At 55.9% G+C, this 17629-nt stretch carries 31 protein-coding genes; all 31 read right to left on the reverse strand.

All coding sequences use genetic code 11. From position 1 onward, the window contains the following. Positions 1 to 189 precede the first annotated feature (189 nt). Positions 190 to 900 carry a 5'-methylthioadenosine/adenosylhomocysteine nucleosidase gene (locus tag U8U68_RS14310; protein WP_322201926.1) on the reverse strand — a complete coding sequence of 237 codons (711 nt, stop codon included), beginning with the start codon at positions 898 to 900 and terminating at the stop codon, positions 190 to 192. A 262-nt stretch (positions 901 to 1162) separates the two neighbouring features. Next, positions 1163 to 2455 (reverse strand): YcxB family protein, encoded by a 1293-nt coding sequence (locus U8U68_RS14315; RefSeq protein WP_322201928.1) that lies wholly within the window; start codon positions 2453 to 2455, stop codon positions 1163 to 1165. A gap of 257 nt (positions 2456 to 2712) precedes the next feature. Then, positions 2713 to 3261: a GNAT family N-acetyltransferase gene (locus tag U8U68_RS14320; RefSeq protein WP_322201930.1), complete on the reverse strand. Its 549-nt coding sequence runs from the start codon at positions 3259 to 3261 to the stop codon at positions 2713 to 2715. A 9-nt stretch (positions 3262 to 3270) separates the two neighbouring features. Continuing rightward, positions 3271 to 4032 carry an SDR family NAD(P)-dependent oxidoreductase gene (locus U8U68_RS14325; protein ID WP_322201932.1) on the reverse strand — a complete coding sequence of 254 codons (762 nt, stop codon included), beginning with the start codon at positions 4030 to 4032 and terminating at the stop codon, positions 3271 to 3273. A gap of 121 nt (positions 4033 to 4153) precedes the next feature. Beyond that, positions 4154 to 4495: a 50S ribosomal protein L17 gene (rplQ, locus tag U8U68_RS14330; RefSeq protein ID WP_322201934.1), complete on the reverse strand. Its 342-nt coding sequence runs from the start codon at positions 4493 to 4495 to the stop codon at positions 4154 to 4156. Positions 4496 to 4517: 22 nt separating this feature from the next. Then, positions 4518 to 5471: a DNA-directed RNA polymerase subunit alpha gene (locus U8U68_RS14335; protein WP_322201936.1), complete on the reverse strand. Its 954-nt coding sequence runs from the start codon at positions 5469 to 5471 to the stop codon at positions 4518 to 4520. A 108-nt stretch (positions 5472 to 5579) separates the two neighbouring features. Beyond that, entirely contained in the window at positions 5580 to 6206 is a 627-nt protein-coding gene (gene rpsD / locus U8U68_RS14340; protein ID WP_322201938.1) for a 30S ribosomal protein S4, read from the reverse strand. A gap of 30 nt (positions 6207 to 6236) precedes the next feature. Next, positions 6237 to 6635 (reverse strand): 30S ribosomal protein S11, encoded by a 399-nt coding sequence (gene rpsK, locus U8U68_RS14345; RefSeq protein ID WP_322201940.1) that lies wholly within the window; start codon positions 6633 to 6635, stop codon positions 6237 to 6239. 18 nt (positions 6636 to 6653) lie between these two features. After that, positions 6654 to 7022: a 30S ribosomal protein S13 gene (gene rpsM / locus U8U68_RS14350; RefSeq protein ID WP_322201942.1), complete on the reverse strand. Its 369-nt coding sequence runs from the start codon at positions 7020 to 7022 to the stop codon at positions 6654 to 6656. A 63-nt stretch (positions 7023 to 7085) separates the two neighbouring features. Beyond that, positions 7086 to 7199 (reverse strand): 50S ribosomal protein L36, encoded by a 114-nt coding sequence (rpmJ, locus tag U8U68_RS14355; RefSeq protein WP_016404088.1) that lies wholly within the window; start codon positions 7197 to 7199, stop codon positions 7086 to 7088. Between the two features lie 325 nt (positions 7200 to 7524). Next, positions 7525 to 7743: a translation initiation factor IF-1 gene (gene infA / locus U8U68_RS14360; RefSeq protein WP_066862280.1), complete on the reverse strand. Its 219-nt coding sequence runs from the start codon at positions 7741 to 7743 to the stop codon at positions 7525 to 7527. A gap of 19 nt (positions 7744 to 7762) precedes the next feature. Beyond that, entirely contained in the window at positions 7763 to 8065 is a 303-nt protein-coding gene (locus U8U68_RS14365) for a KOW domain-containing RNA-binding protein (RefSeq protein WP_322201944.1), read from the reverse strand. Positions 8066 to 8075: 10 nt separating this feature from the next. After that, positions 8076 to 8828: a type I methionyl aminopeptidase gene (gene map, locus U8U68_RS14370; protein WP_322201946.1), complete on the reverse strand. Its 753-nt coding sequence runs from the start codon at positions 8826 to 8828 to the stop codon at positions 8076 to 8078. Next, a complete protein-coding gene (locus tag U8U68_RS14375; protein ID WP_322201948.1) occupies positions 8825 to 9463 on the reverse strand; it encodes an adenylate kinase in 639 nt (212 codons plus the stop codon). The genes map and U8U68_RS14375 overlap by 4 nt, the downstream gene beginning before the upstream one ends. 98 nt (positions 9464 to 9561) lie before the next feature. After that, positions 9562 to 10875 carry a preprotein translocase subunit SecY gene (gene secY, locus U8U68_RS14380; RefSeq protein WP_322201950.1) on the reverse strand — a complete coding sequence of 438 codons (1314 nt, stop codon included), beginning with the start codon at positions 10873 to 10875 and terminating at the stop codon, positions 9562 to 9564. A gap of 1 nt (position 10876) precedes the next feature. Beyond that, positions 10877 to 11317, reverse strand: coding sequence for a 50S ribosomal protein L15 (rplO, locus tag U8U68_RS14385; RefSeq protein WP_322201952.1), 441 nt, complete (start codon positions 11315 to 11317; stop codon positions 10877 to 10879). 20 nt (positions 11318 to 11337) lie between these two features. Beyond that, the gene (gene rpmD, locus U8U68_RS14390) at positions 11338 to 11505 is read right to left on the reverse strand and encodes a 50S ribosomal protein L30 (protein WP_322201954.1); all 168 of its coding nucleotides are present in this window, start codon (positions 11503 to 11505) and stop codon (positions 11338 to 11340) included. A 13-nt stretch (positions 11506 to 11518) separates the two neighbouring features. Continuing rightward, positions 11519 to 11986 (reverse strand): 30S ribosomal protein S5, encoded by a 468-nt coding sequence (gene rpsE / locus U8U68_RS14395; RefSeq protein ID WP_322202009.1) that lies wholly within the window; start codon positions 11984 to 11986, stop codon positions 11519 to 11521. 57 nt (positions 11987 to 12043) lie between these two features. Next, positions 12044 to 12403 carry a 50S ribosomal protein L18 gene (gene rplR, locus U8U68_RS14400; RefSeq protein WP_322201956.1) on the reverse strand — a complete coding sequence of 120 codons (360 nt, stop codon included), beginning with the start codon at positions 12401 to 12403 and terminating at the stop codon, positions 12044 to 12046. Positions 12404 to 12779: 376 nt separating this feature from the next. Then, positions 12780 to 13325 carry a 50S ribosomal protein L6 gene (rplF, locus tag U8U68_RS14405; protein ID WP_322201958.1) on the reverse strand — a complete coding sequence of 182 codons (546 nt, stop codon included), beginning with the start codon at positions 13323 to 13325 and terminating at the stop codon, positions 12780 to 12782. A 19-nt stretch (positions 13326 to 13344) separates the two neighbouring features. Continuing rightward, a complete protein-coding gene (gene rpsH / locus U8U68_RS14410) occupies positions 13345 to 13743 on the reverse strand; it encodes a 30S ribosomal protein S8 (RefSeq protein WP_322201960.1) in 399 nt (132 codons plus the stop codon). Between the two features lie 69 nt (positions 13744 to 13812). Next, positions 13813 to 13998: a type Z 30S ribosomal protein S14 gene (locus U8U68_RS14415; RefSeq protein ID WP_066537781.1), complete on the reverse strand. Its 186-nt coding sequence runs from the start codon at positions 13996 to 13998 to the stop codon at positions 13813 to 13815. Positions 13999 to 14014: 16 nt separating this feature from the next. After that, positions 14015 to 14554 (reverse strand): 50S ribosomal protein L5, encoded by a 540-nt coding sequence (gene rplE / locus U8U68_RS14420; RefSeq protein ID WP_322201964.1) that lies wholly within the window; start codon positions 14552 to 14554, stop codon positions 14015 to 14017. A 13-nt stretch (positions 14555 to 14567) separates the two neighbouring features. After that, positions 14568 to 14888 carry a 50S ribosomal protein L24 gene (rplX, locus tag U8U68_RS14425; RefSeq protein WP_322201966.1) on the reverse strand — a complete coding sequence of 107 codons (321 nt, stop codon included), beginning with the start codon at positions 14886 to 14888 and terminating at the stop codon, positions 14568 to 14570. Positions 14889 to 14904: 16 nt separating this feature from the next. Further along, the gene (gene rplN, locus U8U68_RS14430; protein ID WP_066861783.1) at positions 14905 to 15273 is read right to left on the reverse strand and encodes a 50S ribosomal protein L14; all 369 of its coding nucleotides are present in this window, start codon (positions 15271 to 15273) and stop codon (positions 14905 to 14907) included. Positions 15274 to 15319: 46 nt separating this feature from the next. Further along, positions 15320 to 15577, reverse strand: coding sequence for a 30S ribosomal protein S17 (gene rpsQ / locus U8U68_RS14435; RefSeq protein WP_367575833.1), 258 nt, complete (start codon positions 15575 to 15577; stop codon positions 15320 to 15322). A 20-nt stretch (positions 15578 to 15597) separates the two neighbouring features. Next, the gene (rpmC, locus tag U8U68_RS14440; RefSeq protein WP_322201969.1) at positions 15598 to 15801 is read right to left on the reverse strand and encodes a 50S ribosomal protein L29; all 204 of its coding nucleotides are present in this window, start codon (positions 15799 to 15801) and stop codon (positions 15598 to 15600) included. Continuing rightward, entirely contained in the window at positions 15798 to 16220 is a 423-nt protein-coding gene (gene rplP / locus U8U68_RS14445) for a 50S ribosomal protein L16 (protein WP_322201971.1), read from the reverse strand. Before rplP ends, rpmC begins: the two co-directional genes overlap by 4 nt. After that, complete coding sequence (gene rpsC, locus U8U68_RS14450) at positions 16221 to 16976, reverse strand: 30S ribosomal protein S3 (protein ID WP_322201973.1); 756 nt, start codon at positions 16974 to 16976, stop codon at positions 16221 to 16223. 13 nt (positions 16977 to 16989) lie between these two features. After that, positions 16990 to 17325 (reverse strand): 50S ribosomal protein L22, encoded by a 336-nt coding sequence (gene rplV / locus U8U68_RS14455; RefSeq protein ID WP_322201975.1) that lies wholly within the window; start codon positions 17323 to 17325, stop codon positions 16990 to 16992. Positions 17326 to 17346: 21 nt separating this feature from the next. Continuing rightward, on the reverse strand, positions 17347 to 17619 hold the full coding sequence (rpsS, locus tag U8U68_RS14460; protein ID WP_120426061.1) for a 30S ribosomal protein S19: 273 nt from the start codon (positions 17617 to 17619) through the stop codon (positions 17347 to 17349). Positions 17620 to 17629: the final 10 nt, after the last annotated feature.

Genomic DNA, 17629 nt, shown 5'->3' on the forward strand with positions numbered 1-17629 from the left:
CCCAGCTTTCAGCCGCCTAAAAGGGTTTTACCCCTGCCCAGCCCCACGTTTTGTGGCAGAAGCCAGCTGGGAAAAATCCCGAAACACTTCAAAATAAAGTTTTTGTCCACCCTTTTCAAAAGACAATGGAATGTGAGGCTACCGCTCCAAGCCGGCCAAGCTGGCGGACACCGCTAATGCCCCATGACCTTAAAGCTTCGGCAAAGCCTGTTTTAGGAGCTGGGTGGTTTTTTCCGAGCAGGCTTTGGTAAAGGCGGGGAAGTCTGTGGGGGATTCGTCGTTGGCATTGTCCGAGATAGCCCGCAGTACCGCGTAGGGCACCTGGTTCATATAGCACACCTGGGCAATGCTGCCGCCCTCCATTTCCACCGCTTTTGCCCCAAAGGTCTCGTTCAGCCAGCGGTTCTTCTCCGGGTCCGCCACAAACACGTCGCCTGTGGCCACCACCCCGCTGTGGGCCCCGCCGTAAATGCTGGCGGCTTCCTCCAACAGCACCTGGGCCGCATGGCTGTCGCTGGGGATATGGATAATCTCCTCATCCCCGCCCCCCTGCCTGCGGATGAATAGCGTGCCCAAGGGGTCGCCCATAGCGGTAGTGTCGAAGTCATGCTGTACACAGTCGCTGGCCACCACCAGGTCGCCGATGCCAACCCCCACGCCGCCGGCCACGCCTACATTGATCACCAGCCGGGGGGCGTACTTCAAAATCAGGGTCTGGGCGCACAGGGCCGCGTTTACTTTGCCCACGCCGCACTGCACCACCACGCAGTCTACGCCGCTAAGCCTTCCCCGGTAAAAGCACATCCGGCCAATTTCCTCCTGGCGCAGGTCCTCCAGCTGGTCGATCAGCGCCTGCACCTCTACGGCCATTGCTCCGATAATTCCGATGGGTCCTTGCATTTTTATCATCCTTTCTGTTAGTATTGCTCCTGCACTAAACGGTAGGAAAAGGAAAGTCGGGACAAGGTCCCGAAGGGGCCTAACGGCCTATTGATTTGCCAAGAGTTTTGCAAAGCAAAACTCGGTTCCTTTCGTAACGAAGTGAAGCAAGGAATGGCTTCCGGCGGCTTAGGGGCTTTGTGCCCCTAACACTCCTATCAGGGGCCTAGCCCCCCTGGACCGCGCAAATTTTCCGATCGTTTGTTTACAGAGATAATAGCCTTTATTTCTCCCGCCGGGTCTTTTCCTCAATAAATTTTAAGAAGTCCTCAAACTCGCCCAGCACAAACCCGTACTGGTCCACCATATAGGCGTTCTCTGGGCCATAGTACAGATATAAGTACTGGCCGCTGCGGCGCACATCCGTAATTTGAAAGTAGGGAATTACACTGGCGGACTGAATCCCCGACACCCGAAAGGCATTGGGGTAAAAGGAATAGTGGGCGGTCTGGGAAGGCCCCCGGCCGTACACCTTTCGCTGAATCTTCTCCAGATTGCTGGGGGTCACGGCGATTTTATACACGTAGTATCCCGCCACGCCCACTGCCACCAGCCGCATCCACCATTCGGTCTCCACCAAAAAGGCGGCTGCCAGCATAGCCACACACATAACTCCCCCAAAGACCAACTCGCCGATATTCTTCCGATAGGCCTGGAAGTAGCTGAAATGATGAATGGCTTCTTTCGTGCAGTCTGTGGAATTGATAAAGGCCGCCTCACCCTCCACCGTGTCCGCGCTGTGGGTCTTGTGATACTCAGAAAGCTCCTCAGCCAGCTTTGCCTTACGCCTTTTCTCTTTTCTGCTCTTTACCGGAATGTACACTAGGGGCAATACCAGGGCGCCGATTAGCAGCAGAAGAAGCAACAGGGTGCTTAGGGTGCTGGTTGTATCGGGCTCGGACTTTTCTAAAATCTCCGCAAACTCCAGAGAAGCAGCCAAAGATTTCAGGGTCTCCACCTGCTGGCTTGTAAAGCCCTCCCCACCGGTCATAAACATATCAAAGGTAAGGGCATAGCCGTTTACAATGGTGCCGATCAGGTGCTCATGAACATCCGTATCATTCAAAACGGCGTCAATCTGTACCTGGTAGAACAGGTTGTCCCCTAAAGAAAGCCACTCTTTCTCCACCTGGGTTTTCATTTCGCCGTCCTCGTTGGCCTTGGGCAGCTGGTCCATAAAGGCGGCCTTTTCCTCTTCGCTAAGGTTCTGAACATTAAACACCTTCTTGGCCATATCGGACTCTTTACGCATTACGTTAATATTGAACCCGCCGTCCTTGGACACAAAATTGACCACCACGTCCATCTCATTGTACTCTTTCATCTTTTCGCTTACGTCCGCAATACCCGCCAGAGCCCAGGCGGGGTCGTCCATGGGGGTGTTTCGGCTAAGCTGGTACATGTCCTGGGGCGCCTGGAAGGAAAATTCTTCCGAGGTCCAGGTCTCTGCCACTACCGGTATTTGCAGGGCCACTGCCATTAATATTACCACTAGAACAGAAATGAGCTTCTTCAAACCATCCGCTTCCTTTCGATTTGCGCCGTAGCGGCGCTCTTAAAAAGTATTATATCATAAATCTCCGCCCCAGTGAAGAGACTCTTTGTAAATATTCTGATTTTCTGCCACCCATAATCCATCTGCTCGCCCAGCGTAAAAAAGCGTGCCCTCATAGTAAACGCCAGGCGGGCGGCCGTACCGCCGGTTCAAAAAAGGAGGTTCCCTGTGTTGAACCGCGTTCACTAGATAAGAGCACGCTTCTTTTGTTTTTTTCTTTATGGCAAAAGTTCCATGAGCCAGCAGTCCACCCAGACTCCGTCATGAAGCTCATGTTTTGGCAGCTTTTTCACCTTATGAAAACCGCAGGCTTCATAGCAGCGGATGGCTCGTTCGTTGTCCACGTGGGGGTCCAGCACCACGGCCCGCGCTCCGCGGCACTGAAATAGAAAGCCTGTCAACAGCCGAATAAACCGCCGGCCAATGCCCCTTCCCCATAGCTCCGGACAGCCGATAAACTGGTCCATACCAAATACCGGCCCGCGGGCATGAGGGTACTGGTATTCCCCCAAACCTGCCTCATCCAGCTGATAGAACTGAACATAACCAATATCCTGGCCCTTATATTGTATCATGCACCGGCCGGTGGGGTCTGGGTCCTGATAAAAGTCCTCCTGAATACGCTTGGGCGTAAAAATCTCGTGGGGCCCCTCCCAATATTCCAAATTCCGCCGGTCGCTGAGCCAGCCCAGCAGCAGCGGGGCGTCTGTCTGCTCCAGAGGACGCAAGGTCACAGGGCCATCTTGTAGGTTTATTCCATTGCCCATAGCGGCCTCCTAGACCTCGGTAAACTCCATAATAAAGCCATGGGGAAGTATTTTTGCCAGCAGATGGTATAGTTTATAGAAAAAGCTGCGGGTATACACCAGCTTGCCCCGCTTGGCTGCCCGCAAAGAACCCTCCGCTACCTCTTTGGGCAGCACCCGGGGCAGCTTGTCTATCAGCCGGGACTTGCCTTCCGGCACATTGGCCACCTGCCAAAATTCCGTGTCCATGGGCCCTGGGCACACGGCCAGCACCTTGATGCCCCGGGGGCGCAGTTCCTCATGGAGGGCTTTGGAAAAGGCCAGTACAAAAGATTTTGTGGCGCTATACACCGACATGCGGGGGCTGGGCGCATAGGCCGCGATGGAGGCTATGTTCAGCACTAGGCTGTCATCCAGCATAAAGGGCATACATAGCCGGGTAACGCCCATCAGAGCCCGGCAGTTTAGGTCTATCATGCCGGTTTGCGTCTTTCGGTTAGAGGAAAAGAAATCCTCGCATTTGCCATAGCCGGCATTGTTCACCAGCACCTTAATCTCAGGATTATTTTCTTTTAAAAGCTGTTCAAATACGTCCAGGCTTTCCTCCTTGGAAAGGTCCAAGGAAATGGCAGCAATGGTCTTATCCGGGTGGGCCTCGGCAATCTCCCGCAGCAGGTCCTTGCGCCTGGCCACCAGCCAAAAGGCGTCAATACTGGGGTATTGGGCGATAATGGCGTTGATATACTCTTTGCCCAGGCCACTGGATGCGCCTGTGATAACAGCTGTCACCATGTTTTTCGCCCTCCTTCCATAGGGTATGTTATAATTTTACGCCAATCCCTGGCAAGAGTCAAGTGGGTGGGATAAAAAAGCGCACCCGGATTTTTGGGTGCGCTCTTTATGGACATTCAGCTTATACCAGCTCTAAAACCGCCATCTCTGCGGCGTCGCCCCGACGGGGGCCAAGCTTGGTAACCCGTGTATAGCCGCCGTTACGGTCAGCATACTTGGGAGCAATCGTATTAAACAGTTTTGCGGTAGCGGCCTCTTTGGTAACAAAGCTCATCACCATACGCCTGTTGTGCAGGGTATCCTGCTTGGCAATGGTTATCATCTTCTCGGCCAGGGCCTGCACCTCTTTGGCGCGGGTGGCGGTGGTCTCTATTTTGCCGTTCTCAAAGAAGAACGTCACCAGGCCCCGCAGCATGGCGGTCCTGTGGGCAGTGTTGCGGCCCAGCTTTCTGGTTCCCGGCATGAGTTATCCCTCCTATCTGTGCTTATTCGTCGTCTTTGCGCAGGCTGAAGCCCAGGGAAGCCAGCTTCCACACGACCTCTTCCAGCGACTTGCGCCCCAGGTTGCGCACCTTCATCATATCGTCCTCGGACTTGTTGATCAGGTCCTCCACAGTATTGATGCCCGCACGCTTGAGGCAGTTGAAGGAGCGGACAGAAAGGTCCAGCTCTTCTATGGTCATCTCCAGCACTTTTTCCTTGCCGCCCTCGTCCTTTTCCACCATAATCTCCGTGCTCTTGCCCTTGTCGGACAAATCCACAAACAGGTTCAGGTGGTCTGTCAGGACCTTCGCGGCCAGCGAGACCGCTTCTTGGGCGTTAATGACCCCGTTGGTCCACACCTCCAGGGTAAGCTTGTCGTAGTCGATGCTTTGGCCCACGCGGGTGCTTTCCACATTAAAATTCACCTTCAGGACAGGTGTGTAAATGGAATCGACCGCAATTTCGCCGATGATGCCCTCGGGCATATTCTGCTTGTTGCGTTCGTTCGAGACATAGCCCCTTCCCTTATCCAGGGTCAGCTCCATAAAGAGCTTTGCCCCCTCGCCCAGGGTCGCGATGTGCAGGTCAGGGTTTAGCACTTCCACTTCGCTGTCGCCCTTAATGGACGCGGCGGTGACCAGCGCAGGACCCTCGGCCGAAATCTCCACGGTCTTCGGGCCGTCGCAGTGCAGCCGCGCCACAATGCCCTTAATATTCAGGATAATCTCGGTTACGTCCTCTTTCACGCCTGGGATGGTGGAAAATTCATGCAGCACGCCGTCTATCTTCACAGACTTCACGGCGACGCCCGGCAGGCTGGAAAGCAGCACTCTTCTCAGAGAGTTGCCCAGGGTGGTGCCAAAGCCCCGCTCCAGGGGCTCCACCACAAATTTTCCATAGGTGCCGTTTTCAAAAATTTCCGCTATTTCTATTTTGGGTCTTTCTATCTCAATCATCCGCGATCCTCCTTTTACACAGGCAACGCGCCGCTTTGGGGGCGCTGCATCCTTCAAGCCGCGCCAGCGCGGCTGCCAACTGCTCCCGCAATAATCCCAATCAGTGAATTACTTAGAGTACAACTCGACGATGAGGGTCTCGTCAACCTCAAGGTCAATGTCCTCACGGGTAGGCAGGGCGGATACGGTTGCCTGGGCATTGGCGGCGTCCACGTCCAGCCACTTAGGGGCGGGGCGGGCGGAGTTAGCCTCGAGAACCGCCTTAAACTTGTCGCTCTGGCGGCTCTTATCTTTAATAGCGACTACCTCGCCGGCCTTGACAAGGTAAGAGGGAATATCAACCTTTTTGCCGTTTACGGTGAAGTGGCCATGTACCACCAGCTGGCGGGCCTCTGCCCGAGAGCTGGCCCAGCCGCAGCGGTACACCACGTTGTCCAGGCGCTCTTCCAGCAGGATGAGCAGGTTGTCGCCAGCCTTGCCAGGCATGGTGGTAGCCATCTCATAATAGTGGTGGAACTGCCCCTCCAGCACACCGTAGAACCGGCGGGTCATCTGCTTAGCGCGCAGCTGCATGCCATACTCGCTGGCCTTCTTGCGGCCCTGGCCGTGCTGGCCAGGGGCATAGGCCCGGCGGGAGATGGCGCACTTATCGGTATAGCAGCGCTCACCCTTTAAAAAGAGCTTCTGGCCCTCGCGGCGGCACAGCTTGCAAACGGCTTCTGTATATCTTGCCATATTCTGAGTAACCTCCTATAATAGGGTCTTTTACACGCGCCGTCTCTTGGGCGGGCGGCATCCGTTGTGGGGGATGGGGGTCACGTCCTTGATCATGCTCACGTCCAGCCCAGCGGCCTGCAACGCGCGAATAGCAGCCTCACGCCCTGCGCCGGGGCCCTTTACGAACACCTCCACCGACTTCATGCCGTGCTCCATAGCAATTTTCGCGGCGGTCTCGGCTGCGGTCTGGGCAGCGAAGGGAGTCGATTTACGGCTGCCCCTAAAGCCCAGCTCACCCGAGCTGGCCCAGGAAATGGCGTTGCCCTGGGTATCGGTAATGGTTACAATGGTATTGTTAAAGGTAGACTGAATATGCGCCGCGCCGCGCTCGATATTTTTGCGCTCGCGGCGGCGGCGGACGGTCCCCTTGTTGGTCTTTTGTGCCATTTGGTGAATCCCTCCTCGTTACTTCTTCTTGTTAGCCATGGTCTTGCGGGGGCCTTTGCGGGTACGTGCGTTGGTCTTGGTCCGCTGGCCGCGCACAGGCAGGCCCTTGCGATGGCGCACGCCCCGGTAGCAGCCGATCTCTACCAAACGCTTGATATCAAAGGCCACGTCCCGGCGCAGGTCGCCCTCCACATGGCAGTTCTTGTCAATATAGTCCCGCAGCTTCGAAGCGTCGTCCTCAGAGAGATCCCGCACACGAATATCGGGGTCTACACCGGTGGCGGCGCAGATGTTTGTGGCGGTTTTGCGGCCAATGCCGAAAATATAGGTCAGCGCGATCTCAATGCGCTTGTCCCTGGGCAGGTCAATGCCAGAAATTCGAGCCATTCTTATGACCATTCCTTTCAACAGTTTTGGGTTATGGGGCACAGGCCCCTTTTTTGCGGCGAATTAACCCTGCCGCTGTTTGTGCTTGGGGTTGTCACAGATGACCATGACCTTGCCCTTGCGCTTAATGATCTTGCACTTTTCACACATCTTCTTTACAGAAGGGCGTACTTTCATGTGTATCACTTTCCTTTCTCAGCGGATGTGCGCTTATCTTTTGTTCATGGGGAGCGGCCTTTGGCAAGGCCGCGAGACGCCGTCTCGCGCTCTGCAACTTTTGAAAAAGTTGACCAAATCTTTTCTTCGCGTGGCCGCTCGCTTTGCTCTCTGCCCTGTGGGTCAGCCAGCCTTCCGGTCGCGCCTTTAAGCTTATTGGCTCAGCTAACGGCCACCACTTACGTAGCGCGGGGAAGGTCCCCAGTGGGGACCTTTCTGACCCGACCGAGCCAGCAGGCGAGAATCTTTGCACGATCCCGCGAAGTGAGTCCAGCGTTTACGCTAGTTATTTTGAGCGCCAGGTGATGCGGCCTTTGGTTAGGTCATAGGGCGACATCTCCATAGTAACTTTATCGCCAGGCAAAATGCGGATGAAATTCATGCGCAGCTTGCCGGAAATATGGGCTAAAACCGTATGCCCATTTTGCAGCTCGACCTGAAACGTCGCGTTGGGAAGGGCTTCTTTCACCACTCCCTGAACTTCAATTACGTCCTGCTTTGACATAGTGAAAAACCTCCGCAGTTTACGGCAGCGCCTTGCTTTTTTGGGCGTCATCGCCGGTTTCATCAGCTTCCCCCGGGCGTGCCCCTGGGGCGGCCGCACCCAGGGCGGCCCGCAGTTTTCGGTTGGTGGTTAGGGCCTCTTCCGGCAGCAGCGCGCCTGTGGGCGCCAAGTGCGCTAGCTTTTTGCGCTTGGGCCGCTCCAGGGGCCGCTTTTTACCGTCGCCTAATACGGCGTAGGGGGGCTCCAGCGCAAGCACTGCCAAAAAACCGCCTTTATCGCGGCCGGCCTTGCTGCGCACCACCTGGCCTCGCCTTAGCTCCATAAGGGCCACCTCATTCGGGTAGGGTCAAAATGACCGGACCCTCGGGGGTGATGGCTACCATGTGCTCAAAATGGGCCGAAAGAGCCCCATCTACTGTGCGCACGGTCCAGCCGTCGTCCATAATCTTGATCTCCTTGCGGCCCTGGTTGATCATGGGCTCTATGGCAATTACCATACCTGCCGTTAATCTTACGCCTCTACCGGGCGTACCGTAATTGGGGACGCTTGGGTCCTCGTGCATCTTCGCGCCTACTCCGTGGCCGGTGAACTCCCGTACCACCGAGTAACCGCGAGCTTCGACATACTCCTGCACCGCATGGCCGATGTCCCCCAGGCGCTTGCCCGGGCGGGCCTGCTCAATCCCTAAAAACAACGACTTCTCGGTGGCGTCCATCAGGGCCTGGGCCCGGGGATCGATCTCTCCACAGGCAAAGGTCCAGGCGTTATCCCCGTGAAAGCCCTGGTAGCAGGCCCCCACGTCAATACTGACAATATCGCCTTTTTTTAAGATGGTGCTCTTTTGCGGTATGCCGTGGATGACCACGTCGTTAATGGAAATACATGTGCTTGCCGGGTAGCCGTTATAGTGGAGAAAACTGGGCGCGGCCCCCATAGACTCGATATAGTTCCTTACCATCTTGTCTATCTCCCAGGCCGATACGCCGGGCTCCACCGCCTCGCCAGCCAGACGCAGGGCTTTTTGGGAGATTTTCCCCGCCTTGCGCATAATAGCCAGCTCCCGGCTGGTTTTCAGCACGATCATGCCAGGTCCTCCAGTGCCTCCAGCACCATTTTGGTGGTGTCCTCCACCTTGTCCTGGCCGTGCACCACCCGCAGCTTGCCCTGTTTGCTGTAGTACTCCTTCAGGGGCTCGGTCTGGTTGTGGTACACGTTCAGCCGTTCCTTCACGGTGTCTGGGTGGTCATCCTTGCGCTGAACCAGGGTGCCGCCGCATGCGTCGCAAACCCCCTCGGCCTTGGGCTGTTTATACAGCACATGGTAGGAGGAGCCGCAGGCTTCGCAGACACGGCGCCCGGACATGCGGGTTACAATATCTTCGTCGGCTACTTCAATGTCCAGCACAACGTCAATACCGGCTCCCATCTGGTCCAGGGCCTCGGCCTGGGGAATGGTGCGGGGAAAGCCGTCTAGAATAAAGCCATTCTGGCAGTCTGGCTCTTTCATGCGGTCCTTGATAATGCCGATAAGAATTTCATCGGGCACCAGCTGGCCGCTTTCCATATAGGTTTTGGCTTTCAGGCCCATCTCCGTGCCGCTTTTCAGCGCCTCGCGCAGGATGTTTCCCGTAGAAATGGTAGGGATATTCTTCTTGTTGCAAATAACCTCGGCCTGGGTGCCTTTACCAGCGCCCGGGGCCCCTAACAGAATCAGCTTCATACCAATCATCTCATCCTTTCTTCTCATTGCGCCCAAAAGCGCTTTCCGGGGGCTACGCGCCCCCAGGCAAAACACGCGCTTTTTTTAGGGCCGCTTCGTTAATCCAGGAAGCCCTTGTAGTGCCGCATCATCATCTGAGACTCCAGCTGCTTCACAGTCTCCAGGGCCACACCCACAATAATGATCACAGACGTGCCGCCCAAAGACAGCCCGGCCATGCCAGTTAGGTTGGTGTAAATAATGGGGACCAGGGCCACAAAGGCCAAAAACAGCGCGCCGATGAGGGTCACTTTAGACAGGATCTTGGCAATAAACTCCGCAGTAGGCCGGCCGGGGCGCAGCCCAGGCACGGTTCCGTTGTTCTGGCGCAGGTTGTTGGCCATTTCCAGCGGGTTATACTGCACAGACATATAGAAGTACGCGAACATGAGGATCAGTAAGAAGTAGAGAATGATATACACCCAGCCGGTCTGGGAGAAAGCATCGAAAAAGCTCTTCCAAAAGCCGGTAGTGGGGTTTACAAAGACTTGGATGAACTGGGGAATCGCAAGAATACTGCTGGCAAAAATAACCGGCATAACGCCGCTCATAGCCACTTTGATAGGCAGAAAAGTGCTCTGCCCGCCGTACATCTTGCGGCCCACTACTTTTTTGGCATACTGTACCGGGATGCGGCGCTCGGCCTCGTTCATGAAAACGATGACCCAGATCACCACCAGGAACAGGGCAATAAACAGCGGGGCCAGGACCAAGTACTGGCCAGCTGTGCTGGGGCTGGTTAACCCTAGCTGGAAATACTGCCACACGCCGCCAAAGGTAACGGGCAGCCGGGCCACAATGCCCGCGAACAGGATCATGGATATCCCGTTACCCACGCCCTTTTCGTTGATCTGCTCACCCATCCACATAATCAGCGCGGTGCCGGCGGTAAAGGTCAGCACAATGACCACGCCCACAAAGAAGCCCACAAAGCCCTCGGTATACTTCACAATGCCCGCGTTAGAGCGCAGGTAGAAATAATAGGCAATGCCTTGAATGAGGCCCAGGCCCACAGTAGCGTAGCGGGTAATGGTGGCAATCTTCTTTCGGCCCTCCTCCCCTTCCTTAGAGAGGCGCTCCAGGGCTGGAATGGCAATGGTCAGCAGCTGCATGATGATGGAACTGTTAATATAGGGCGTAATGCCCATGGCAAACAAAGAAGCATAGGAGAACGCGCCGCCTGTGAGCATATTGATATAGCCTAAAGCGGAATTCTCGCCAGCCGAACTCATCAGGTTAGAAAGGGCGGAGGCGTCCAAAAATGGCACGGGAATCACCGAACCAAACCGGAACACCACAATGATGAGCAGGGTGTAAAGCATTTTTTTGCGTAGGTCTGGGATGCGCCAGGCGTTCTTGATCGTGTTTAGCAAATCAGACCACCTCGGCTTTCCCGCCTGCGGCCTCTATCTTGGCTTTAGCCGCTTCGGAAAAAGCGTTAGCCTTCACCGTCAGTTTCTTTGTAAGCTCGCCATTGGCCAAAATTTTCAAGGCGTCGCCGCTCTTTTTCAGAATGCCGGCCTCCATCAGGGCCTGCACGTCCACCTGGGCGCCATCCTCAAACTTGTTCAAGCTGCCCACGTTCACAGAGACGGTCTCTTTGGCGAAGATGTTGTTAAAGCCCCTCTTCGGTATACGCCGCTGCAGTGGCATCTGGCCGCCTTCAAACCCGGGCCGCTGGCCCCGGCCGGCTCTTGCCTTTTGGCCCTTGTGGCCCTTACCGGCGGTTTTGCCGTTGCCAGACCCATGGCCGCGGCCAATGCGCTTGGCCTCTTTGGTAGAGCCGGGCACAGCCGTAAGCTGGTTTAGCTTCATTGTAACGCACCTCCTTACGCTTATTCACTTACCTCGACCAAATGGCCGATCTTTTTCACCTTGCCCTGTGTCTGGGCGTTGTCGGGCTGCTGGGTAGAGTCCCCAACCTTGAAGAGCCCCAGGGCGTGGGCCGTGGCGATCTGGTCCTTCTGGCTGCCGATCAGGCTCTTTTTCAGTGTGATTTTCACCGTGAGTCCTCCCTTACAGAATTTCCTTGACCTGCTTGCCCCGGATAGCGGCCACCTGTTCGGCGGTACGCAGCTGGGTCAGGCCGGCCAGGGTGGCGCGCACCACATTGCAGGGGTTGTTGGAGCGCAGGGCCTTGGTACGAATATCCTTAATCCCCGCGCTTTCCACCACGGCACGCACCGGACCGCCGGCGATAACGCCGGTACCGGGGGCGGCGGGCTTTAGGATCACCTTGCCCGCGCCAAACTCGCCCACGATCTCGTGGGGGATGGTGCTGCCCCGCAGGGCCACTTTATACAGGTTTTTCTTGGCGTCCTCAATGCCCTTCCGGATGGCGTCGGGCACCTCGGCGGCTTTACCAATGCCAAAGCCCACTGTGCCATTTCCGTCGCCTACCACTACCAGGGCGGAAAATTTCATTACGCGTCCACCCTTGACAGTTTTAGAAACGCGGTTAATAGCTACCACGCGCTCTTGCATTTCCACGCCGTTGGGATCAAAATTCCTATCACTAGCCAAAACTTTATTCCTCCTCGCTTAGAAGTTGAGCCCGCCCTCACGGGCGCCTTCGGCCAGTTCTTTCACACGGCCGTGGAAGATATAGCCCCCGCGGTCAAAGACCACAGTGCTAATGCCCTTTTCGGCCGCTCTTTCGGCAATCAGCTTGCCTACCTTGCGGGCGGCTTCCTTGTTTCCGCCGGGGCCCTCAAATCCCTTTTCCAGGGTGGAGGCGGCGCACAGGGTATGCCCGGTCACGTCATCGATAACCTGGGCGTAGATATTGGCGCTGGAGCGGAACACATTCAGCCTGGGCCGCTGGGCGGTGCCGGAGATCTTCCCCCGCACCCTCTTATGGCGGCGCAGCCGCGCCTTGTTTGTATCGGGTTTATTTACCATGAATTTACCTTCTTTCCTATTAAACGCTTGATACGTTTAAGGTCCTTGTGGTCAGTTGGTGTTTGTTTAAGCAAAAGTTTTGCCTTGTAAAACTAAGCTACTTGCATAACACAGTGGCGCAAGTAACGGACTCCGGCGGCCTAAGAAACTTTTTGTAAAAAGTTTCTTAGGAATCTTCAAAAACTTTTACGCCGTCCGGCCTTTGTGCGGACAGAAAGCTTTCAGCTCGAGGCAGTCGGCTTGGCGGAACCTATGCCTGGGTTCGCTATAAACCTTCTTAACCGCTTGCCCACGCATAAAGTTTTCCAGTTTTGCAGCGCGGCTTGCGTCGCAAAGAAAAACTTGGAGTAGAAATCCGAAGCCGCGCGAAGAATTCTTACTTGGAGCCTTTGCCCGCTTTGCCTTCCTTGTGGCGCACAAACTCGCCCTGGTAGCGGATGCCCTTGCCCTTATACGGCTCGGGGGGACGCTTCTCCCGCACTTCGGCGGCAAACTGGCCCACCTTCTGTTTGTCGATACCGGAAATCACGATGGTATTGGCGTTGGGCGCCTCAATCTTGATGTCCTCGTTATCGCTGACCACCACCTGATGGGAGTAGCCCAGGTTCATCACCAGGTCTTTACCCTGCTTCTGCACACGGTAGCCCACGCCCTGTACCTCCAGGGTTTTAGAGAAGCCCTCGGTAACACCCACTACCATGTTGTGAATCAGGGTTCGGGTCAAACCATGGAGAGAGCGGTTCTCCTTCTGGTCGTCGGGCCGGGTGACAATCACCTCGGCGCCCTCCTGGGTAATGTTCATCTTTGGGTTAAACTTCTGGGTCAAAGTGCCCTTGGGGCCCTTTACCATCACTTCGCTGCCGTCGATTTTTACCTCGACGCCCGCGGGAATATTTATGGGTTTTCTTCCAATTCTCGACATTTACGCCGCACCCCTTCTTTTACCAAATGAACGCCAGCACTTCGCCGCCGACGTTTTCCTGCCTTGCGGCGCGGTCTGTCATAATGCCCTTGGAGGTGGACACAATGGCCACGCCCAGGCCCTTCATTACTTTGGGCAGCTCCGCCGCGCCGGAATAGATGCGCAGGCCCGGCTTGGACACGCGCTTGAGACCCTTGATAACAGGGGTCTTGCCCTCGGCATATTTCAGGGTAATGGTGATAATACCCTGCTTGCCGTCCTCTTTAACAGAGTAGTGCCGCACATAGCCCTCGTCCACCAGAATCTGGCAGATGGCCTTTTTCATGTTGCTGGCCGGCACCTCTACGGTATCATGCTTCGCAGACTGTGCGTTGCGGATGCGCGTCAGCAGGTCGGCGATTGTATCAGTAACTTGCATGAGTATGCCACTTTCCTTTCTCGCTTAATCTTTCAGATCTAGCAGGTTTTCCAAACTTTTTGCCGCTATTTACCAAGAGGCCTTTTTTACGCCGGGGATTTCGCCTTTGTAGGCCAGCTCCCTAAAGCAGATACGGCAGATGCCGTACTTACGCAGGTAGGCGTGGGGCCTGCCGCATATCTTGCAGCGGTTATACTGCCGGGTGGAAAACTTCGCGGGCCTTTGCTGCTTGATCTTCATAGATGTCTTTGCCACAAAATATCCCTCCCTATTATCGTGTGAACGGAGCGCCCATCAGGGTCAGAAACTCCCGGGCCTCTTCGTCGGTCTTGGCAGTGGTTACAAAGCAGATGTCCATGCCCCGCACCTTGTCTATCTTGTCGTAGTCGATCTCGGGGAAAATCAGCTGCTCGCGGATACCCATGTTGTAGTTTCCGCGTCCGTCAAAAGAGTTGGGGTTAATGCCCCGGAAATCGCGGACACGGGGCAGGGCCGCGTTAAACAGGCGGTCCAAAAACTCGTACATCCGCTCCCCGCGCAGGGTCACCTTTACGCCAATGGGCATGCCCTCGCGCACCTTAAAGTTGGCCACGCTCTTTTTGGCCTTGCATACCACCGGCTTCTGGCCGGTAATCTTCATCAGGTCGCCGCTGATCGCGTCAATGGCCTTGGCATTTTCCTTGGCCTCGCCCGCGCCCACGTTAATGACAATCTTGTCCAGCTTCGGAATCTCCATTACGCTCTTATAGCCGAACTTCTTCATCAGCGCGGGGGCCACGTCGGCCTTATACATATCTTTCAGTCTCGCCATTTTCTTTCCTCCCTTACAGCGCCTCGCCGCATTTGCGGCAAACGCGCTCTTTGGTGCCGTCCTCCAGCAGCTTGTGGCCCACCCGGGTGGGCTTGCCGCAACGGGGGCAGACCACCTGCACCTTGCAGGCGTAAATGGCGCTCTCGGCCTTAATAATGCCGCCGGGCTCGCCCATTCTGCGGGGCTTCACGTGCTTCTGCACAAAGTTGGCGTTTTCTACAATAACCTTCCCCTCTTTGGGGCTCACCTGCATAACCTTGCCTTTCTTGCCCCGGTCCCTACCGCTGATCACCATTACGGTGTCGCCGGTTTTCACGTGCATCTTGTTGCTCATTGCCCGTTTACCTCCATCATAGAACTTCCGGGGCCAGCGACAGGATCTTCAGGTATTCCTTGTCGCGCAGCTCGCGGGCCACGGGCCCAAAAATGCGGGTGCCCCTGGGGTTTTTATCGTCGCGGATGATAACGGCGGCGTTCTCATCAAAGCGGATGTAGGTTCCGTCGTCCCGGCGCACGCCGGAGGCGGACCGCACGATGACGGCCTTCACCACATCGCCCTTCTTCACCACACCGCCGGGGGCGGCCTTCTTTACGGAAGCCACCACCACGTCGCCTATATTGGCATACCTCCTGCCAGTGCCGCCCAAAACGCGAATGCACATCAGCTCTTTCGCGCCGGTGTTGTCGGCCACCTTGAGGTAAGACTGCTGTTGAATCACAGTGTGTTCCTCCTTTATCTAAGACCAAACATAGATCGGCCCGGCTTTATTTTGCCTTTTCGATAATCTCTACCAGCCGCCATCTCTTGTCTTTGGAAATGGGACGGGTCTCCATAATGCGCACGCGGTCGCCTACGCCGCAGGTGTTCTCTTCGTCGTGGGCCTTGCGCTTTACGGTGCGCTTAATGACCTTGCCATACTTGCCGTGTTTCACGCTATCCTGAATGGCCACCACCACGGTTTTATCCATTTTGTCGCTGACCACCCGGCCCACGGCTGTCTTTCGCATATTCCGTTCGCTCACTTCTTATATCCTCCCTTCCCTTAGGCGTTGCCGGCATGCAGCTCGTTCTCGCGGATAACCGTCTTGACCCGGGCTATATCTTTTTTCACTGCCGAAATACGCATGGGGTTGTCGAGCTGATTGATAGCGAGCTGAAAACGAAGGTTGAAAAGCTCAGCCTTAAGGTCCCGGAGCTTGCTGTTCAGCTCGTCGGCTGTAAGTTCTCTGATCTCTGTAGCCTTCATGACTGCGCCTCCGTTTCTTTTGTTACGAATTTGCACTTTACGGGCAGCTTTGCGCTGGCCAGCCGCAGGGCCTCCCGGGCGGTGGCCTCGGGCACCTCGCCCAGCTCAAACATCACCCGGCCGGGCTTTACCACAGCTACCCAGTACTCGGGCGAGCCTTTACCAGAACCCATGCGGGTTTCGGCGGGCTTCTGGGTTACAGGCTTATCGGGGAAGATCTTGATCCAGACCTTACCAAAACGCTTGCAGTAACGGGTCATAGCCACACGGGCTGCCTCTATCTGGTTGCTGGTAATCCAGCCGGGCTCCAGGGCCTGCAAGCCAAAATCACCATAGGTCACTTTGTTGCCGCGCATGGCCTTGCCCTTCATGCGGCCTCTCTGCACTCTGCGGTATTTCACGCGCTTGGGCATCAGCATTTACCTGCGCCCCCCTTCCCTGTTGTTCTGGCGGCGGTCGCCCCGGTCGCGCCGGGGGCCGCGGTCGTCCCGATCCCTACGGGGACGCTCGGGCCGCTCGCTGCGGGGTGCACGTTCGCCCCGGTTGTCATTCAGCACCTCGCCCTTATACAGCCACACCTTTACGCCAATGCGGCCATAGGTGGTGTTTGCCTCGGCAAAGCCATAGTCAATGTCCGCCCGCAGGGTTTGCAGGGGGATGGTGCCGTCGTGGTACTCTTCGCTGCGGGCAATTTCCGCGCCGCCCAAACGGCCGGAAACCTTGGTCTTAATACCCTTGGCGCCCAGGCGCATGCTGCGGCCAATGCAGCCTTTCATGGCCCGGCGGAAGGAGATGCGGCGCTCTAACTGAGAGGCGATGTTCTCTGCCACCAGCTGGGCGTTCATGTCGGGCTGGCGCACCTCTACAATGTTGATGACCACGGGCTTCTTCAGCATCTTTTCACACTGCTGGCGCAGCTTCTCAATCTCTGTGCCGCCCTTGCCAATGACCATGCCGGGCTTTGCACAGTGAATGTGGATGCGCACCTTAGAGGCGTCGCGCTCAATCTCTATTTTCGGAATACCCGCCTGGTACAGCTGCTTTTTCAAGGTCTTGCGCAGGTTGTAGTCCTCCACCAGCGTGTCTCCAAACACGTTGTCCTTGGCAAACCAGCGGGAATCCCAGTCTTTGATAACACCCACGCGAAGGCCGTGGGGATTGACTTTTTGACCCATGATTTTCCTCCTCTTACTCTTTCTCCGCCACCACAATGGTAATGTGGCTGGTCCGCTTCAAAATCCTGTTGGCCTGGCCCTTGCGCACAGGGCGGATTCTCTTAAGAATAGGCCCCGGGGTGACGAAGCACTTGGAGACATACAGGCTGCCTTTGTCCATCTGGTTATTAATCTCCGCGTTGGAAACAGCGGACTTCAAAAGCTTTTGCAGGTCCTCGCAGGCGGCCTTAGGGGTGTTTGCCAAAATCGCTTCCGCCAAATCTACCGGTTTATTGCGGATCAGGTCCAGCACCAGGCCCACCTTGCGGGGAGAGATGCGGGCATAGTTCAGCGTTGCTTTCGCTTCCATTATCTTGCACTCTCCTTTCTCTTACTTGCCGGTCTTGCTGCCAGTGTGGCCCTTAAAGGTTCTGGTGGGGGCGAACTCGCCCAGCTTGTGGCCCACCATGTCCTCGGTAATATATACCGGCACATGCTTGCGTCCATCGTGCACCGCAATGGTATGGCCCACAAAGTCCGGGAAGATCATGGAGGCCCTGCTCCAGGTCTTTACAATCTTCTTCTCCCCAGCCTCGTTCATAGCCTGGATCCTTTTCAGCAGCACGGGCTGTACGAAAGGTCCTTTTTTCAGACTTCTGCTCATTTATTCCATG

Origin of the sequence: Acutalibacter intestini (assembly GCF_034334985.1) — a bacterium.
Classification (GTDB): domain Bacteria; phylum Bacillota; class Clostridia; order Oscillospirales; family Acutalibacteraceae; genus Acutalibacter; species Acutalibacter intestini.

Excerpts from the sequence above, each read along its gene's own strand:
- rplF (WP_322201958.1), bottom strand. The coding sequence starts at position 13,325 with ATGTCGAGAATTGGAAGAAAACCCATAAATATTCCCGCGGGCGTCGAG.
- rpmJ (WP_016404088.1), bottom strand. The coding sequence starts at position 7,199 with ATGAAAGTACGCCCTTCTGTAAAGAAGATGTGTGAAAAGTGCAAGATC.
- rpsM (WP_322201942.1), bottom strand. The coding sequence starts at position 7,022 with ATGGCTCGAATTTCTGGCATTGACCTGCCCAGGGACAAGCGCATTGAG.
- map (WP_322201946.1), bottom strand. The coding sequence starts at position 8,828 with ATGATCGTGCTGAAAACCAGCCGGGAGCTGGCTATTATGCGCAAGGCG.
- rplQ (WP_322201934.1), bottom strand. The coding sequence starts at position 4,495 with ATGCCGGGAACCAGAAAGCTGGGCCGCAACACTGCCCACAGGACCGCC.
- rpsK (WP_322201940.1), bottom strand. The coding sequence starts at position 6,635 with ATGGCACAAAAGACCAACAAGGGGACCGTCCGCCGCCGCCGCGAGCGC.
- rpsD (WP_322201938.1), bottom strand. The coding sequence starts at position 6,206 with ATGGCAAGATATACAGAAGCCGTTTGCAAGCTGTGCCGCCGCGAGGGC.
- rplR (WP_322201956.1), bottom strand. The coding sequence starts at position 12,403 with ATGGTAAATAAACCCGATACAAACAAGGCGCGGCTGCGCCGCCATAAG.
- rplE (WP_322201964.1), bottom strand. The coding sequence starts at position 14,554 with ATGGCGAGACTGAAAGATATGTATAAGGCCGACGTGGCCCCCGCGCTG.
- U8U68_RS14335 (WP_322201936.1), bottom strand. The coding sequence starts at position 5,471 with ATGATTGAGATAGAAAGACCCAAAATAGAAATAGCGGAAATTTTTGAA.
- U8U68_RS14325 (WP_322201932.1), bottom strand. The coding sequence starts at position 4,032 with ATGGTGACAGCTGTTATCACAGGCGCATCCAGTGGCCTGGGCAAAGAG.
- U8U68_RS14320 (WP_322201930.1), bottom strand. The coding sequence starts at position 3,261 with ATGGGCAATGGAATAAACCTACAAGATGGCCCTGTGACCTTGCGTCCT.
- infA (WP_066862280.1), bottom strand. The coding sequence starts at position 7,743 with ATGTCAAAGCAGGACGTAATTGAAGTTCAGGGAGTGGTGAAAGAAGCC.
- rplO (WP_322201952.1), bottom strand. The coding sequence starts at position 11,317 with ATGAAGCTAAACCAGCTTACGGCTGTGCCCGGCTCTACCAAAGAGGCC.
- rplP (WP_322201971.1), bottom strand. The coding sequence starts at position 16,220 with ATGCTGATGCCCAAGCGCGTGAAATACCGCAGAGTGCAGAGAGGCCGC.
- rpsC (WP_322201973.1), bottom strand. The coding sequence starts at position 16,976 with ATGGGTCAAAAAGTCAATCCCCACGGCCTTCGCGTGGGTGTTATCAAA.
- rpmC (WP_322201969.1), bottom strand. The coding sequence starts at position 15,801 with ATGAAGGCTACAGAGATCAGAGAACTTACAGCCGACGAGCTGAACAGC.
- U8U68_RS14310 (WP_322201926.1), bottom strand. The coding sequence starts at position 900 with ATGCAAGGACCCATCGGAATTATCGGAGCAATGGCCGTAGAGGTGCAG.
- rplV (WP_322201975.1), bottom strand. The coding sequence starts at position 17,325 with ATGGAAGCGAAAGCAACGCTGAACTATGCCCGCATCTCTCCCCGCAAG.
- rpsS (WP_120426061.1), bottom strand. The coding sequence starts at position 17,619 with ATGAGCAGAAGTCTGAAAAAAGGACCTTTCGTACAGCCCGTGCTGCTG.
- rpsH (WP_322201960.1), bottom strand. The coding sequence starts at position 13,743 with ATGCAAGTTACTGATACAATCGCCGACCTGCTGACGCGCATCCGCAAC.
- rplX (WP_322201966.1), bottom strand. The coding sequence starts at position 14,888 with ATGAGCAACAAGATGCACGTGAAAACCGGCGACACCGTAATGGTGATC.
- U8U68_RS14365 (WP_322201944.1), bottom strand. The coding sequence starts at position 8,065 with ATGGAGCTAAGGCGAGGCCAGGTGGTGCGCAGCAAGGCCGGCCGCGAT.
- U8U68_RS14375 (WP_322201948.1), bottom strand. The coding sequence starts at position 9,463 with ATGAAGCTGATTCTGTTAGGGGCCCCGGGCGCTGGTAAAGGCACCCAG.
- rpsE (WP_322202009.1), bottom strand. The coding sequence starts at position 11,986 with ATGCAAGAGCGCGTGGTAGCTATTAACCGCGTTTCTAAAACTGTCAAG.